This window comes from Streptomyces sp. KL116D (genome assembly GCF_030766975.1).
GTDB lineage: Bacteria > Actinomycetota > Actinomycetes > Streptomycetales > Streptomycetaceae > Streptomyces > Streptomyces longispororuber_A.
The window spans coordinates 1-14,854 of the sequence record NZ_JASERH010000152.1; the positions used below are offsets into that span (position 1 = coordinate 1).

At 74.0% G+C, this 14,854-nt stretch carries 12 protein-coding genes and 1 pseudogene; 4 read left to right on the plus strand and 9 right to left on the minus strand.

The features are described 5' to 3' along the window. The 4 genes and pseudogenes from RBJ77_RS60220 to RBJ77_RS60235 form a co-directional block, all read right to left on the minus strand. Positions 1-1,582: pseudogene (locus RBJ77_RS60220) on the minus strand (hypothetical protein); the annotation flags it as partial. A 52-nt stretch (positions 1,583-1,634) separates the two neighbouring features. Continuing rightward, complete coding sequence (locus RBJ77_RS60225) at positions 1,635-2,528, minus strand: hypothetical protein (RefSeq protein WP_372352680.1); 894 nt, start codon at positions 2,526-2,528, stop codon at positions 1,635-1,637. Positions 2,529-2,577: 49 nt separating this feature from the next. Further along, positions 2,578-4,104, minus strand: coding sequence for a hypothetical protein (locus RBJ77_RS60230; RefSeq protein WP_372352681.1), 1,527 nt, complete (start codon positions 4,102-4,104; stop codon positions 2,578-2,580). Between the two features lie 69 nt (positions 4,105-4,173). Beyond that, on the minus strand, positions 4,174-4,872 hold the full coding sequence (locus tag RBJ77_RS60235) for a GntR family transcriptional regulator (RefSeq protein ID WP_372352682.1): 699 nt from the start codon (positions 4,870-4,872) through the stop codon (positions 4,174-4,176). 158 nt (positions 4,873-5,030) lie between these two features. On the opposite strand from RBJ77_RS60235, the gene RBJ77_RS60240 reads away from it, so the two are divergent. After that, positions 5,031-6,335 carry an MFS transporter gene (locus RBJ77_RS60240; RefSeq protein ID WP_372352683.1) on the plus strand — a complete coding sequence of 435 codons (1,305 nt, stop codon included), beginning with the start codon at positions 5,031-5,033 and terminating at the stop codon, positions 6,333-6,335. Further along, positions 6,332-7,129 (plus strand): putative hydro-lyase, encoded by a 798-nt coding sequence (locus RBJ77_RS60245; protein ID WP_372352684.1) that lies wholly within the window; start codon positions 6,332-6,334, stop codon positions 7,127-7,129. The genes RBJ77_RS60240 and RBJ77_RS60245 overlap by 4 nt, the downstream gene beginning before the upstream one ends. Before the next feature lie 74 nt (positions 7,130-7,203). Here RBJ77_RS60245 and RBJ77_RS60250 read toward each other — a convergent pair whose 3' ends face one another. The 5 genes from RBJ77_RS60250 to RBJ77_RS60270 all read right to left on the minus strand — a co-directional run bounded on the left by RBJ77_RS60250 (position 7,204) and on the right by RBJ77_RS60270 (position 12,619). Continuing rightward, positions 7,204-8,097: an SGNH/GDSL hydrolase family protein gene (locus RBJ77_RS60250; protein ID WP_372352685.1), complete on the minus strand. Its 894-nt coding sequence runs from the start codon at positions 8,095-8,097 to the stop codon at positions 7,204-7,206. Beyond that, on the minus strand, positions 8,094-9,245 hold the full coding sequence (locus RBJ77_RS60255; RefSeq protein ID WP_372352686.1) for a glycosyltransferase: 1,152 nt from the start codon (positions 9,243-9,245) through the stop codon (positions 8,094-8,096). The genes RBJ77_RS60250 and RBJ77_RS60255 overlap by 4 nt, the downstream gene beginning before the upstream one ends. After that, positions 9,242-10,366 (minus strand): glycosyltransferase family 4 protein, encoded by a 1,125-nt coding sequence (locus RBJ77_RS60260; protein WP_372352687.1) that lies wholly within the window; start codon positions 10,364-10,366, stop codon positions 9,242-9,244. Before RBJ77_RS60260 ends, RBJ77_RS60255 begins: the two co-directional genes overlap by 4 nt. Positions 10,367-10,527: 161 nt before the next feature. Beyond that, positions 10,528-11,946 (minus strand): HEAT repeat domain-containing protein, encoded by a 1,419-nt coding sequence (locus RBJ77_RS60265; RefSeq protein WP_372352688.1) that lies wholly within the window; start codon positions 11,944-11,946, stop codon positions 10,528-10,530. Between the two features lie 280 nt (positions 11,947-12,226). Next, entirely contained in the window at positions 12,227-12,619 is a 393-nt protein-coding gene (locus RBJ77_RS60270) for an ankyrin repeat domain-containing protein (RefSeq protein ID WP_255967684.1), read from the minus strand. A 281-nt stretch (positions 12,620-12,900) separates the two neighbouring features. Here RBJ77_RS60270 and RBJ77_RS60275 point away from each other — a divergent pair, with 281 nt between their 5' ends. After that, a complete protein-coding gene (locus RBJ77_RS60275) occupies positions 12,901-13,095 on the plus strand; it encodes a hypothetical protein (protein WP_018534760.1) in 195 nt (64 codons plus the stop codon). A 37-nt stretch (positions 13,096-13,132) separates the two neighbouring features. Further along, positions 13,133-14,743, plus strand: a complete 1,611-nt coding sequence (locus RBJ77_RS60280; RefSeq protein WP_372352689.1) for a hypothetical protein — start codon at positions 13,133-13,135, stop codon at positions 14,741-14,743. The last annotated feature ends 111 nt before the right edge of the window (positions 14,744-14,854 follow it).

Below are 14,854 nucleotides of genomic sequence, written 5' to 3' on the forward strand. Positions count from 1 at the left end.
CGGGCGCACTGTCGTCGAGCCAGCCCGCGCGGACGGCCTCGGCGGTCTCCTGCTCGACCTCGGTGAGGCGCTGGCGCAGGTGGCCGAGCTCGCTGCGGGCGCGCTGCGTCTCGGTGGCGGCGGCCGTCGCGTCGCGGTGGGCGGTCTCGCCGGCTTCCTGGAGGACGGCGGAGCGCTCCTCCTCCTCGTTCGCGTGGGCCTCGGCCTTCTCGGCGGCGCTGTGCAGGGCGCGGACGAGGTCGGAGGCGGCCTTGGCGCGGGCGGCGAGGGCGGGGGCGGCGTCGCGCTCGGCCTCGCGGATGGCGACGGCCACGCGCGCGGAGCGGTCGGCGGCGGCACGGTGGCGCAGCACGGCCTCGGCGGCCTGCCAGGCGGAGTGCAGGGTGCGGGCGTCGGCCAGCTCGCGCTTCTGCGCGGCGGCGGCCTTCTCGGCTCCGGCGAGCGCCAACGAGGCGTGCCGGTAGGCGAGTTCGGCGGCGATGAGGGAGCTGCGCTCGCGCGCGGACTCGGCCTCGGTGACGGTGTGGGCGGCGGCGGTGACCTGCTGGGCGAGGTCCCCGGCGCGGCCGCGCTCGACGCCGGCCCGCGCGGACAGGCGCCGGGCCAGGGTGCGGGTGCGGCGCTCGGCGGCGGTGTGGATGTCGCGCGCGCGGGAGCGGGTGTCGGCGGCCTCGACGATGCGGGTGAGCAGATCGACGGAGCCGGCGGTGAAGTCGCGCTCGGCGATCAGCTCGGCGCGCCGTCCCAGCTTGTTCCCGAACCCGCTGACCAGGTCGGCGAGGCCGTCCGTGTCCCGGGTGTCGGTGACGGCCCGCAGCAGCAGGTCGGTGAAGTCGGAGTCCTTCTTCACGGCGAAGAGGCCGGCGGCCTCGCCCTCGTCCGCGTTCATCTCCCGCTGGTAGCGGAAGAGTTCGGGGTCGAGGCCCAGGTCACCGAGGTGCTCGTTCCACCGGTCGTGGATCTCCTCCCAGTTCACCTCCAGGTGCGGGTACGCCTTGCCCGCCTCGGTCAGCGCGTCGCGGAAGCCCTTCATGGTGCGCCGCCGCCCCTGCGCACCGGAGGCGCCCTCGACGGCGGCCCGCACGGCCGTCGACTCGGCGACCGGCAGCGAGTCGAGGCTCATGCCGGGGCCCGGCCGGAAGGAGTACCAGGCCTCCGCGAACTTCTTCGGGTCGTTCGAGACCTGCCGTCCCCGCCACTCGCTGACCTTGCCGACGACGACGCACTCGCCGGTGAGGGTGTGCTGCCACTCCAGGGCGACGTGTCCGCAGTCGTCGGCGAGCAGGAACTTGCGCAGCACGCCGGAGCTGGCTCCGCCCAGCGTGTTCCGGTGGCCGGGCAGCATCACCGAGAAGATCAGCTTGAGCAGGACCGACTTGCCGCCGCCGTTCTCCAGGAAGAGCACGCCGGCCGGTGCCGGGCGGCGCGGCGGGCCGACCGGCTCGTCCTCGAAGAACTCCGCCTGGGTCGGCGCGGGGTCGGGCACGGGCGCGCCGACGCCCCGCAGGTCGAGCACGGTGTCGGCGTAGCGCGCACCGGCGGGACCGATCGAGAAGAGGCGAACCCGGGACAGCTCGTACATGGCGGACTCTCGTGGTAGGTACGGAAGATGAGGCTTCTGCGGGCGGCGGGCGCTACGAGTGGAACGGCAGGCCCGCGTCGGCGACGAGCTCGCCCGCGTCCTCGTCCATCGGCGGTGCCAGGGTCGCGGTGCCGTCGGTGACGGGCACGACGCCCAGGTCGAGCAGCTCGGCCATGGCCGCGGTGCCGGCCATGTCGCGCACCTGCAACTGGTAGCGGGCGGTGGTGCGGTACGTGCCGCCGCCGTCGTCGCCGGTTCTCTGCAGGAAGCCGGAGTCGGTGAGGAACGCGACGGCCTTGCCGACGATGCCGGTCGTCGAACTGGCCAGCCTGCGGGTGTCCTTGGTGGCTCCCGTGGAGCTGCGGCGCGCCCAGATGCGCCAGGCCGCCTCCAGGCCCGGTGCGTCTGTCGCCGGGTCGGTGTTCTCGCCGTGCACCTCGGCCTGCTCCTCCAGCTTCCGGCAGGCCTGGCGGACGAACGCGTCCACCCCGTTCACACTGACGCGGCCGATGTAGCCGTCGTCGGCGAGGTCCTCGGGGCGGGGGAAGGCGAGCGCGGCGACGGACAGGTGCGCGAGGCCGTGCAGGAAGCGGTCGGTGGAGTCGGCGGCCGTCCGGCGCGCGTAGTCGCCCATGCGGACCGCGAACACGGAGTCCTCGGCGGCGGTCACGGCCATCCCCGCGCGCGGGGACACCTCCAGGACGACGAGGCCGAGTCCGGTGGCGACGGCGTCGGCGAGGCGGGCGAAGGGCGGGTCCTCGCGGTAGCGGCGCAGCAGCTCGGCGTACTCCTGGTCGCGGGAGGGCTGGAGCTTGGGCTGCAGACCGAAGGCGACGAGCCGCGCGGCGTCGGCGGCGTCGGCCGGGGTGACGGGGGCAGCGACCCTGGCCTGGCCCGACGCCTCGGGCTCGCCCCACTCGGCGTGCTCTTCGGGGTGCTCGGTCACGGGCGGTGCTCCTTGGTCGTTCCTACGTACATCCGGTGGCGGGCGGGCATCAGGCCGCCTCCGTCCGGTCGGCGGCCATCCCGGCCGCGTCGAGCAGTGCAGTGCCCACGATGAGGTCGGCGCCGCCGAACTCCGGGTCGTCGAGCTCGGTGCCGTCGTCGACGGCGAACAGCAGCTTCTCCTCGCCCTGCCGGTACGCCGTGCCGACCGCCGGGCTCGCCGCGTGGACCGCCAGCAGGGCGACCAGGTACGGCAGTTCGGCGTCGCGGCCGCGGGCCTCCGCGAGCAGTCCGGAGAGCCGGCGCGGCGCGTCGGGCGGCAGGTCGAGCAGTTCCTTGGCGCCGGCGAGCTGCTCCTCGCTGAAACGGCTGTCGTCCGGCGTGGCGATCAGGTCGGGCTCGGGCATCTCGATGCCGAGGTGCTCCCGCTCCTGGGGCGGCGTCAGCAGTATGTCGACGAGGTCGCCGACGCGGACGGAGACCGGTGTCCGCAGTCCCGTGCCGCGCGCGAAGAACGCGTCCGTCACCTTGATCGCGCTCTCCACCGGCAGCGGCAGGAGCGGCGCCACCAGCTGTCCGTACAGGTCGAGGCCCGTGCGCGCGGAGGGCGTGGCGAAGGCCTGCCGGTCCTGCTCGGCGCGGAACAGCGGGCCCGCTTCCAGCAGGCGCGACTGGAGCTGGGTGTGGCGCCGGATGCAGTCCTTCACGATGTCGACCAGCTCGGCGGCGCGCCGCTTCTGCTCGGGGTCCTCGGACTCGTCGCGTGCCTTGCGGATGTTCGTCAGGATCGCGTTCTCGTGGCGGTAGCGGTCGGCGACGTGGTCGAGGGCCTCCGCGATCATGTCGGGGACGGCCTCCAGCCAGTCGACGGCGCGCACATTGCGCCGCGTCGCGTCGAGGGCCTTGCGCAGCGTCTCCGAGTACTGCACCGTCCGGTACCTGGCCTGCTCGGCGGCGAGCTGGGCGTCCGCGAGGCGGCCGCGGCTGATCAGCACCTCGAGCTTCACCTCGGCGGCGATCTGTGCGCTGGTGACGTCGGTGTCCAGGGCGCCGACGAGCACGTTGACGGCCTCGTCGGTCGTGCGGAGGTAGACGCTGCCGCCGTAGCCGGGGACCTCCTCGATCAGCTTGAAGTCGTAGTCACGGCGTACGTACGAGCCGTCCGTCGCGAACGTGCCGTACACGGCGCGGAATCCGCGGTCGACACTGCCCACGTTGATCAGGTTCTCCAGGACCCAGCGGGCGACGCGCTCGTGCTCGGCGGCGGGCCGCTGCGGGGCCTGGGCGGCGATGCGGGGCAGCAGGCGAGCCACTATCTGCTCGTGGTCGGCGCCCGTGTCGAAGTCCATGTTCAGGGTGACGAGGTCGATCGCCGACAGCGCCACCTCCGCCATGCCGTACGTCGAGTACTCGCCCGCGAGGTTGGCCTTGCGCACGTCCAGGTCGTGCAGCGGCGCGGTGCAGGCGAGCGCGCGGAGCCGCCGCGCGAGCCCCTCGTCGGCGGCCGGGCCCGGTGCGGGGCGCGGCCCCGCGCTGAGCTGGGGCGGAGCGGAGTCCGTGGTGGCAGGCGAAGTCACGGAGCACAGACTAGGCGCTGGGTCTGACAACGGTCGAAACGACGCAGATGCCGCCGCCCGCGCGGGCCGTCACGCCTCGGCCGCCACCCGCTGCCCGTACACCTCGACGAGTCCGTCGCGGGAGTCGTCGAGGTAGGCGGCGAGCAGCGCCTCGGCCTCGTCGCGGCGTCCGTCCGCGAGCGTCTCGACGATCTTCTGGTTGCGGGCGAGGTAGGGCTCGTGGAGCCGGCGGGGGTCGTCCACCACGTGGAAGGCGAGGCGGAGTTCGGCCAGGACACTGCGCATCAGTTCGTCGGTGCGCTCGCTGCCCGCGAGGGCGACGAGTTCGCGGTGGAAGTGGATGTTGGCGGTGGAGACGCCCTTCCACTCGCGGGCCTTGGCCGCGCGGCGCCCGTCGGCGACGGCCGCGGCGACCCGGTCCAGCGCGTAGGGCGGTTCACCGAGGGAGCGCACGACGGCGCACTCGACCATGCGCCGGGTCCGGTAGATGTCCTCGACGTCGTCGACGCTCAAAACGCGGACGAAGACGCCGCGGTTGAGCCGGTGCTCCAGCAGCCGCTCGTGCGTGAGCAGCCGGAACGCCTCGCGCAGGGTGTTGCGCGAGACGCCGAGCGCGCCGCCGATGCTGTCCTCCGACAGGCGTGTGCCGGGCGGGAAGAAGCCCTCCGCGATCCGGCTCCTGAGGATGTCCGAGACGCGTTCCGCGGTGCTGGTGCGTCCCAACAGCGCGCGGTCGTCCGCGAGTGCGTTCAGTTCTTCCGTGGCCACGGCCGAATTCAAGCGCAGATACAAGAACGAAACAACGTGGGTATTGAGGGATCGTTCAACGATCCTCTACCTTGGCGATCGGACGCTCCCCGTTCCCGTCCGCTCACGGCTCGGCAGAACGCACCACCACGCACACTCATCCGACTGCGAGGTGCCCCATGAGCACGACTCCACCGACGCCCGGCACAGCCCTCTCCGACCCGGTCGACGCGCCCGGTCCGCAGCCCTCCGCCGAGGGCGCGCTCGGCTGGCTGCGGGATCTCGGCCCGCGCGGCCGCCGCGCCTTCGCGGGCGCCTTCGGCGGCTACGCCCTCGACTCCTACGACTACTTCACACTGCCGCTGAGCATGGTGGCGCTGGCCGCCTACTTCGGCCTGGACAGCGGCCAGACCGGTCTGTTCACCACGGTCACCCTGGTCGTCTCGGCGATCGGCGGCGCCGTCGCGGGCGTGGTCGCCGACCGGATCGGCCGGGTCAAGGCCCTGATGATCACGGTGATCACGTACGCCGTCTTCACCGTCGCCTGCGGCTTCGCCCCCACCTACGAGACGCTCCTCGTCTTCCGCGCCCTCCAGGGGCTCGGCTTCGGCGGCGAGTGGGCGGTCGGCGCGATCCTCGTCGCCGAGTACGCCTCCGCCAAGCACCGGGGCCGCACCCTCGGCGCCGTCCAGAGCTCGTGGGCGGTGGGCTGGGGGCTGGCCGCGATCGTCTACACGCTGGTGTTCCAGTTCGTCGACGAGGACCTGGCCTGGCGGGTCATGTTCTGGACGGGCGCCCTGCCCGCCCTTCTGGTCGTGTGGCTGCGCCGCCGCGTGCAGGACGCGCCCAAGGCGTCCGAGCAGCTCGGCGCGAGCCCCCGCACCGGCTCCTTCACGGAGATCTTCCGGCCCGGCCTGCTGCGCACGACGCTCTTCGCGGTCCTCCTGTCGACCGGCGTGCAGGGCGGCTACTACACGCTGGCCACGTGGGTGCCCACCTACCTGAAGTCCGAGCGGGGCCTCACCGTGGTCGGCACCGGCGGCTATCTGACGTTCCTCATCTCCGGTGCGTTCCTCGGCTACCTGACCGGCGGCTACCTCACCGACCGGCTCGGCCGGAAGCGCAACATCGTGCTGTTCGCGATCCTCTCCGCGGCGAGCATCCTGGCGTACACGAACATCCCGGACGGCGCCAACGGCCTCCTCCTGGTGCTCGGTTTCCCGCTCGGCTTCTGCATGTCGGCCATCTTCAGCGGCTTCGGCTCCTTCCTGAGCGAGCTCTACCCGACCGCGGTACGCGGCACGGGGCAGGGTTTTACGTACAACACGGGACGGGCGATCGGCGCCGTCTTCCCCACGCTCGTCGGATTCCTCGCGGACAGCTGGGGCGTGGGCGGCGCCCTGGTCTTCGGGGCCATCGGTTACGGCCTGGCCGTCGTGGCCCTCGTCGGACTGCCGGAGACCCGCGGGAAGGAACTCCTGTGACCCGTACGCAAGAACGCACCGCCACCTGGTCCCCGCGCCGGGCCCGCGCCCACTTCCGGGCGGGCGCGAGCGCGCCCACGGCCGGCTGGTCGCGCGGCCACACCCAGGCCAACCTGATCGCGGTACCGGCCGACTGGGCCTACGAGACGCTGCTGTTCTGCCAGCGCAACCCGAAACCGTGCCCCGTCCTGGACGTCACGGACGCCGGTTCCTGGACCACGGTCCTCGCGCCCGGCGCCGATCTGCGCACGGACCTGCCGCGCTACCGGGTGTGGGAGCACGGCGAGTTGACCGACGAGCCGACCGACGTGCTCGGCCACTGGCGCGGCGACCTGGTCTCCTTCCTGATCGGCTGCAGCTTCACCTTCGAGTGGGCGCTGGCCGGGGCCGGGGTCCCGCTGCGGCACATCGACCAGAACAAGAACGTGCCGATGTACGTCACCACGCGCGCGTGCCGCCCCGCGGGCCGGCTGCACGGCCCCCTGGTGGTGTCCATGCGCCCGGTGCCGCCGGACGCCGTGGGAGCCGCGATCCGGGAGAGCGCCCTGATGCCCGCGGTCCACGGCAGCCCGGTGTACCTGGGCGACCCGGGGGCGCTCGGCATCGCGGACCTGGACTCCCCCGACTTCGGGGACCGGGTGGACCGCGCGCCGGACGACATCCCGGTCTTCTGGGCCTGCGGGGTGACGCCCCAGGCGGCCGTGATGGCGTCCCGGCCGCCGTTCGCGATCACCCACGCGCCGGGCCACATGTTCATCACGGACACCCGCGACGCCCAGCACCGGGTGACCTAGGCCGGGCCAGTCTGCGCCTGCCTGTGCCTGCCTGTGCCTGCCCGTCCGTCCGGCCGCGCCCTGCCTGCGCCGGCCTAGGAGGCCGCGGCCCGCTCCGGCGCCACCGGCATCGGCATCGGCATCGGCACCCCGGGGGCCGACAGCGCCGACAGTGCGGCGGCGACCCCGGTCGAGGCCCGCAGGTCGAGCCGTGCGCTGGTGCCGCGCAGCCCGTGCCGCACCTCGTCCGCGGCCAGCGCGAGCAGTTGCGGCAGCAGGTCGGTGCAGCGCCGGGCGACCCAGCCGGTGCCCGCCGTGGCGAGCCACCAGAAGCCGGCCGATCTGGTCGGCGCGGGCCGCTCCGCCGCGGTGCCGGGCGCCGCGCCCCGGGCCGTGCCGGTCGCGGCCAGCACGGCGTGGAACCGGGCGGCGAGGAGCCGGTGGCCCCGCTCGCCCGGGTGGAGGCGATCGGCGCTCCACAGGGACCGGTCGGCCACCCAGTCGCCCTCCGCGGCGTGCAGATGGACGGCTCCGTGGCGCTCGGACAGGGCGTGGACCACGGAGTTGACCGCGTGCTGGCGGCGCGCGAGCGGGCGGGCCAGGGCGCCGGGCAGCCCGAGCAGGACGCCGGGGTCGGGCAGGCACGCGGTGAGCAGCAGGGTGCCCCGCTCGCCGAACGCCCCGTAGACCCGGTCGAGTCGGGCGGCCACGGCCTGGATGTCGAAGGTGCAGCGCAGGGTGTCGTTCACGCCGACGACGACGGACGCGACGTCGGGCGCGAAGGCCAGCGCGGCGGGCAGCTGGCGTCCGAGGACGTCGGCGGTCTGGGCCCCGCTGGCGGCGAAGTTCCGGAACTCCACGGGCGCGTCGGCGGGCGCGAGCCCGGTGGCGAGGAGCGCCGCCCAGCCGCGCCACGCACCCCCGTCCACCGGATCGCCGATCCCTTCGGTGAGCGAGTCCCCGAGCGCGGCGAACCTGAGCGCCTTCATGTCGCGTCCCTCTCGTGCACGCGCACCGGAGCGTCGTGCGCCGCCAGGAACGCGCGCACCGCGGCGTCCCATCCGAAGCACTCGGCACGCGCGCGTGCCGCTTCCCGCCGTTGTCGCACGGGCCGCGCGAGCACCTCGCGCACGGCGGCAGCGAACGCCGCGCCGTTGTCCCCGGCCACGGCCCCGGCCGCACCGACCACCTCCGGCAGCGCCGACGACGCGCTGACGACGGCCGGCGTCCCGCAGGCGAGGGCCTCCAGCGCGGCGAGTCCGAACGTCTCGGCGGGTCCGGGCGCCAGACACACGTCGGCCGTGGCCTGCAGCGCGGCGAGGGCGTCCCGGTCGGCGACGTGCCCGAGGAAGGTGACCGGCAGCCGCCGGGCCCGCGCCCGCTGTTCGAGCCGCGCCCGCAGGGGTCCGTCCCCCGCCACGACGAGCCGGGCCGGCACGCCCTGCCGGCGCAGCTCCGCCACCGCGTCGAGGCCCGTGCCCGGCCGCTTCTCCACGGAGAGCCGGGTGCACATGGCCAGCAGGACCTCGTCCACGCGCGCGTGCCGTGCGCGGACCCGCTCGTCGGCGAGCTCGGGACGGCAGCGCTCCAGGTCGACGCCGAGCGGAGCGCGCACCACGTTGCGGGCGCCGATCCGCACGAACTCCCGCTCCGCCCACTCGGTGGTGCACACCACGCGCGCGTAGGCGTGCGCGGTGCGGGCGTTGAGCACGTCGGCGGCCCGGCGCGCGGCCCGCTCGGGCATGCCCCAGGTGCGCAGCACGCCGTGCGCCGTCTCGTGCGACACCATCACGGCGGGCACCCGCGCGCGCCGCGCCCACTCGCCGGTCCAGCGCAGGGTCGTGCGGTCGGACACCTCGAGCCGGTCGGGCCTCAGCTCCTCCAACAAGCGGGCCACGCGCCGCCGTTCGGTCAGCACCCGGTAGCCGCCGGTCGCGGGCAGCGGCGCGCCCGGCAGGGTGATGACCCGCCCCTGCGCCCGCCACTCGTCGGAGAAGCGCTCCCCCGGCACGATCAGCACGGGCTCGTGCCCGGCCGCCCGGTAGCCCGCCCCCAGCTCCCGCAGCGCGGTGCGCAGCCCGCCGGAGGCCGGCGCGACGAAGTTGGCGAGCCGTACGATCCGCAGCGCCCCGCTCATGCCGCCACCGCCGTCCGCGCGTACAGCACCTCGGCGTAGTGCTCGACGAGCTGGTCCCCCACGGCCTCCCAGGTGCGTCCCGCCACGGCGGCACGCCCCGCGGCACCGTAGGCGGCCCGCAGCCCGGGATCGGCGGCCAGCGCCCACACGGCGTCCCGCACCGCGTCCGCGTCGCCGGGCGGCACGAGCAGCCCGGTCCTGCCGTGGTCGACGAGGTCGAGCGGCCCGCCGGCCGCCGGGGCGATCACCGGCACCCCGCTGGCCATGGCCTCCTGCACGGTCTGGCAGAAGGTCTCGAAGGGCCCGGTGTGCACGAACACGTCCAACGAGGCGAAGATCCGGGCCAGTTCGTCGCCGGTGCGCCGGCCGAGGAAGCGGGCGCCGGGCAGCGCGCCCCGCAGGGACGTCTCGCTCGGGCCGTCGCCGACGACGACGAGCCGCACGCCCTGGAGGCCGCCGGCCCTGGCCAGCAGTTCGACCTGCTTCTCGGGCGCGAGCCGCCCCACGTATCCGACGAGCAGTTCCCCGCCGGGCGCGAGCTCGGTCCGGAGCAGGCCGTCCCGCCGCTCCGGCCGGAACCGGACGGCGTCCACACCGCGCGGCCACAGCCGGACCCGGGGCACCCCGTGCGCCTCCAGGTCCCGCTGGGCCACGGTGGACGGCGCGAGGGTCCGGTCGGCGGCGGTGTGCACGCTCCGGATCCGCCGCCAGGCCGCCGCCTCGCCCGCGCCCACGTACGTGCGGGCGTATCCGGCGAGGTCGGTCTGGTAGACGGCCACGGCGGGGACCTGGTGCCGGGCCGCGGCGGCCATCCCGCGCACACCGAGCACGAACGGGCTGGCCAGGTGGACGAGTTCGGCGCGGTGCGCGGCCACGGCCTGGGCGACGCGGCGGCTGGGCAGCGCCACCCGCACCTGCGGGTAGCCGGGCAGCGGCAGGGACGGGACGCGGACCACCGGGCACGGGGCTCCGGCGTCCGCCTCGGGCCCGGCGGCGGTGGCCGGGGCGACGACGAGGGGGTCGTGACCGCGGGCGGCGAGGTGCCGTGCGGTCTGCAGGGCGCAGTGCGCCACACCGTTGATGTCGGGCGGGAAGGACTCGGTCACGATGACGACTCGCATAGGGGTGTTCTCGCCGCGCCGGACGTGCCCACGTCAACGTCGATCTTTCCTGTCGAGGAACGTCCCGTGAGTTTCAGCCACCCCGCAAAAGCCCGGAGAACTGCGGGAAACGGCGGGAGGCGGCCCCTCCGTGTAGGGGCCGCCTCCCGTACATCAGCCGGTCACAAGGCGGGGGCGTCAGGACCGATCCGGCTGCGTACGGCGGTCTGCACCTCGGCCTCCTCGGCCGGGTCGGCGGCGAGCCGCCGCAGCTGGTCCACGACGCGCGCGTCGCCGGTCTCGGCGTGCCGGGCGGCGATCTCGCGGGTGGACTCCTCGCAGTCCCACAGGCACTCGACGGCGAATCCGGCGGCGAAGGAGGGGTCCGTGGCGGCGAGGGCGCGGGCGGCGTGCCCGCGCAGGTGCGACGACGCGGTCTCGCGGTAGACGTGCCGCAGCACGGGGGCGGCTGAGGCGATGCCGAGCCGTCCCGCCCCGTCGACGAGGGGCCAGAGGGTGGCGGCGTCGGGGCCGTCGCCGCGGACGGCTTCCCTGAGGGCCCAGAGCACGAGTTCGCCGTCCTGGGCGCCGCCCCGGCAGGCGAGCATGCGTCCTGCCGCGGCGCCGAGCGCGTCGGGCCGGTGCGCCCAACGGCGGGCGCGGGTCACGGTGGCGACGCTGCGCATCCGCTCGAAGCAGTCGACGGCGGCGTCCGCGACGGTGCGGGACGGGGCCTCCACGGCGGCCTCGATGAGATCCAGTACGTCGGGGTCGTGGGCGTCGGCGAGATAGCGCAGCGCGGTGCAGCGCGCGCCGTCCGTGCCCTCGCGGGCGGCCCGGACGATCTCGGCGCGGTCCTCGGGACCGGCAACGGCGGTCAGACAGCGGGCGGCCGGCACATACAGGACGGCTCCGCGGTCGAAGCCCTCCTGTGCCCAGTCGAAGACCGCCTGGACGCTCCATTCGGGCCGCGGGCCCGACGGTCGCATCTGCCGCTGCCAGCGGTCGAACGAGCCGGTCTCCCGGGCGGCACGCACGCGTGCGCCGACATGGGGGCGCGGATCCTCGGCCCACAGCCGCCAGGGCCGTGGCTCGAAGGCGTCGCGCACGACGGCGGCGAGCTCGGCGGTGCCCTCGGCGTCCGCCGGGAATCTGGCGAGGATCGGCTCGGCGAGGGCGCGCAGGCCGGCGTCGTCGTCGCGCAGCGCCAGCTCGTCCAGGGCCCAGGCCCAGGACCCGCCGAAGGCCGCGTACCTGCGCAGCAGCTCCAGGGCGTCCCGCCTGCCGTACGAGGCGAGGTGGCCGAGCACCGAGAGCGCGAGACCCGTCCGGCACTCGTCGGTGTCGACGAGGTCGTCGGGATCGAAGAGGTGCCGCTCGATCTCCTCGAGCTCTCCGTGGAGGTCGAGGTAGAGGCGGGCGTAGTAAAGGGAGCGGTTCTCCACCTGCCAGTCGTGGCGGGGGTCGCTCAGCACACAGTGATTGAGAGCCGCGAGCGCCTCGTCCCGCGGTGCCGTCAGCGCGTGCAGCGTGCCGTCGCCGCGGCCCCTCTGCAGCAGGCCGAGCAGCGTACCGCTGGGCGCTATGACCGGTTCGAACATGGGAAACAGCCTCACATCAAGCGTCGACGCAACCGGGAACCTGCAACTACCTGGCCACGCGACAACACGTCGGAGCGCCCGCCGTCTCTTGCTTGCTGTAGACCATCTCTCTGCCTCTCGTCCAAGGCCCGAATCCGGGCCGTTCACGGCCCGCGCGGCACGTGGGCACCACCTGCCCCGCCATCGCGTCCGTAAATCACGCCGTCATCATGACCCAGCGGTTCTGCCCGCCGCGACCACATTTCCTGCACCCCCGTTTTGCCTGGTCAGACCCGGTGCCTCAGGAGGCGCCGAAGAGCTCCAGCAGCTCTGCCTTGCCGAACATCCGGGCCGTGTCGACCGCGGAAGGCGTCCCCCCGGCCGGATCGGCACCGCCGTCCAGCAAGGTCCGGATCACCGTGTCCTCGCCCTTGAAGACGGCCCCGGCGAGCGGGGTCTGGCCCCGGTCGTTGGCACGGTTCACGTCGGCGCCACGGGCCAGCAGGGCGCCCACGGTCTCCGCGTGCCCGTGATAGGCGGCGAGCATGACGAGCGTGTCGCCCCGGTCGTTCGTGAGGTCGGCCGGAACGCCCGCGTCCACGTAGCCCGCGAGCGCCTCCGTCTCGCCGCGCCGGGCCAGATCGAAGATCTTCGTGGCCAGCTCCACGACCTCCGGGTCGGGGGCTTCGCTCATCGGCCGAACCGCCTTTCACATCCGTGCTGGTACGGCGGTGCAGCCGTACGAGTGAATCGACAGAGTACTGCCCGCCCGAGCACATGACGCGCCCCCGACGAGGCAAAGATCACCAACAGTGCGGACGACCGTCCGGCAGCACGCTCGGGTGGCTCACCAGCTACCTGCCGATCGGGTGAATTACTCAAAAATCCACCCATTTGCACCTTTTGTCGTATAGATACATGCTGTGAGCCTGGAAGAACTCATGGTGACTGTCCCCATCAACCAGGAGAACCCTCATGATCCTGTCCATCTCGGGCGTCGTGCTGCTCGGCATCATCGTCTTCCTGTTCTTCCGCAAGGACGGCCTGAAGGCTTCGCACGCACTGGTCTGCGCCCTCTTCGGCTTCTACCTGGCGGGCACGGCCATCGCCCCGAGCATCAAGGCAGGCGGCGCGAGCCTCGCCAGCCTGCTCGGCGGGATCAAGTTCTGACGGCCCACCCACCCGCACACACCTTCAGGAGACCGACGTGGCCAGGCGCCCTCTCCCCCGCATTCTGAGCAACGGCAGCGCCTCGATCGCCCGGAGCCGGGAAATGGCACGGACGGCAGCCGACGGCGCCACCGACGTCCTCCATCCCCTCATCACGATCACTCGTGGACTGCGCCGGCTGGCATCCGCCGGGCGGCGCAAGTGGGCGGACACCCCCAAGGACCGGCGCGGACCGCTGCTGTTCCTGGTGGCCGCCGTGGTCCTGGTCGTGGTGTTCATCCCGTACGGGCCGCTGCTGGCGCTCATCTCCCTGATGGCAGCGGCCGCGTGGAAGGGACGCGACCCCAAGCAGCCGGTGCAGACCGGCCCCGACGAGTCGCAGGTCCAGCGGCTGTCGTCGCTCTACGAAGCGCTCGTGCCCTACTTCTCCGTCGCCGAGGACCCCAGTCCCCTGTATGCCCACGGCGGCGAGTGGGAGAAGGCGTTCGAGACCTACGACTTCGACGGCGACGGCCGCTTCGACCGGCTCGCGATCCGCTACCCCGCCTACTTCACCGACGGCGAGGCCGGGTCCCGCGCCCGGATCGAGCAGCTGCTGCACGCCAAGCTCGGCCGCGGACGCGAGTACCAGTTCGTGTGGGACGAGGAGGCCAACCACCTCACGGTGAACGTCCTCGACCCGCTCCCCACCGACGTCGCCGCCCAGCGCTTCGTCACCGCCCCCGGTGAGACCGTGCTCGGCTTCACCGACGGCACCGGCGTCCAGCGCACGCTGCCCGTCATGGACGGCGACGAGCAGCGCGACGTGCCGCCGGTCGTCTGGCGCACCGGCGTCCGCTCCACGGAGCCCCACCTCCTCGCGGTCGGCCAGCCCGGCAGCGGCACGACGTCCCTCATGCGCTCCATCGCCCTCCAGGCGCTGCAGCACGGCGACGTGCTGGTCATCGAGGGCAGCGGCACGGGCGACTACGCGTGCCTGGTCGGGCGCGACGGCGTCCTCGCCGTGGAGTGCGGCCTCGCGGGCGCGCTCGCCAGTCTCGAATGGGCCGCGCACGAGACGGAGCGGCGCCTCATCGCGGCGAACCGGGCACGTCAGGCCGGGCATCCGACCCCGGACGACATCAAGCGCCCGCTGTGGATCCTGCTGGACCGCCCGAGCGCCCTGGGGCACCTCGCGGCGGCGGACGGCCGCCAGGACCCGCAGACGCTGCTCCAGGTTCCGCTGCGGCACGGCAGGGCGGCGGGCGTGACCGTCGTCGTGGCGGAGCAGTTCGACAGCCTCGACGCCCTGATCGAGCCGGTGCGCCAGCACACCCGCGCGCGCGTGGTGCTCGGTCCGGCGACGCCCGACGAGCTCATGGACGTCCTCGGCACCCAGCCGCAGACGACCCCGGCCGCCGACGTCCCGCCGGGCCGCGGCTACGCCCGGCTCGGCTCGGGCCCCGTCCACCGGCTCCAGGTGCCGGCCACCCCGGACCCGTACGACGAGGCGACGAGCGAGGTGCACCGCCAGGCGGTCACCGCACTGCTGCCGCAGCGCGTGGCGCCCGCCGACAGCACGGAGAGCAAGGACAGGACCGAGGGCGCGGACGGAGACACGGCCGTCGAGTCGGTCCCCGACGAGGCCGAGGCGCTGGCGGAGCGCTAGGGCCTGTCGTCAAACTCCCGTCGTCGCCCGAAGGGCGGCCCCGCGGCGTCTGGTGCGTGCGATCGCAAGGCGCCGGAAGGTCCTGGTAGCGGAGCTGCCCGGGCCTTTCGG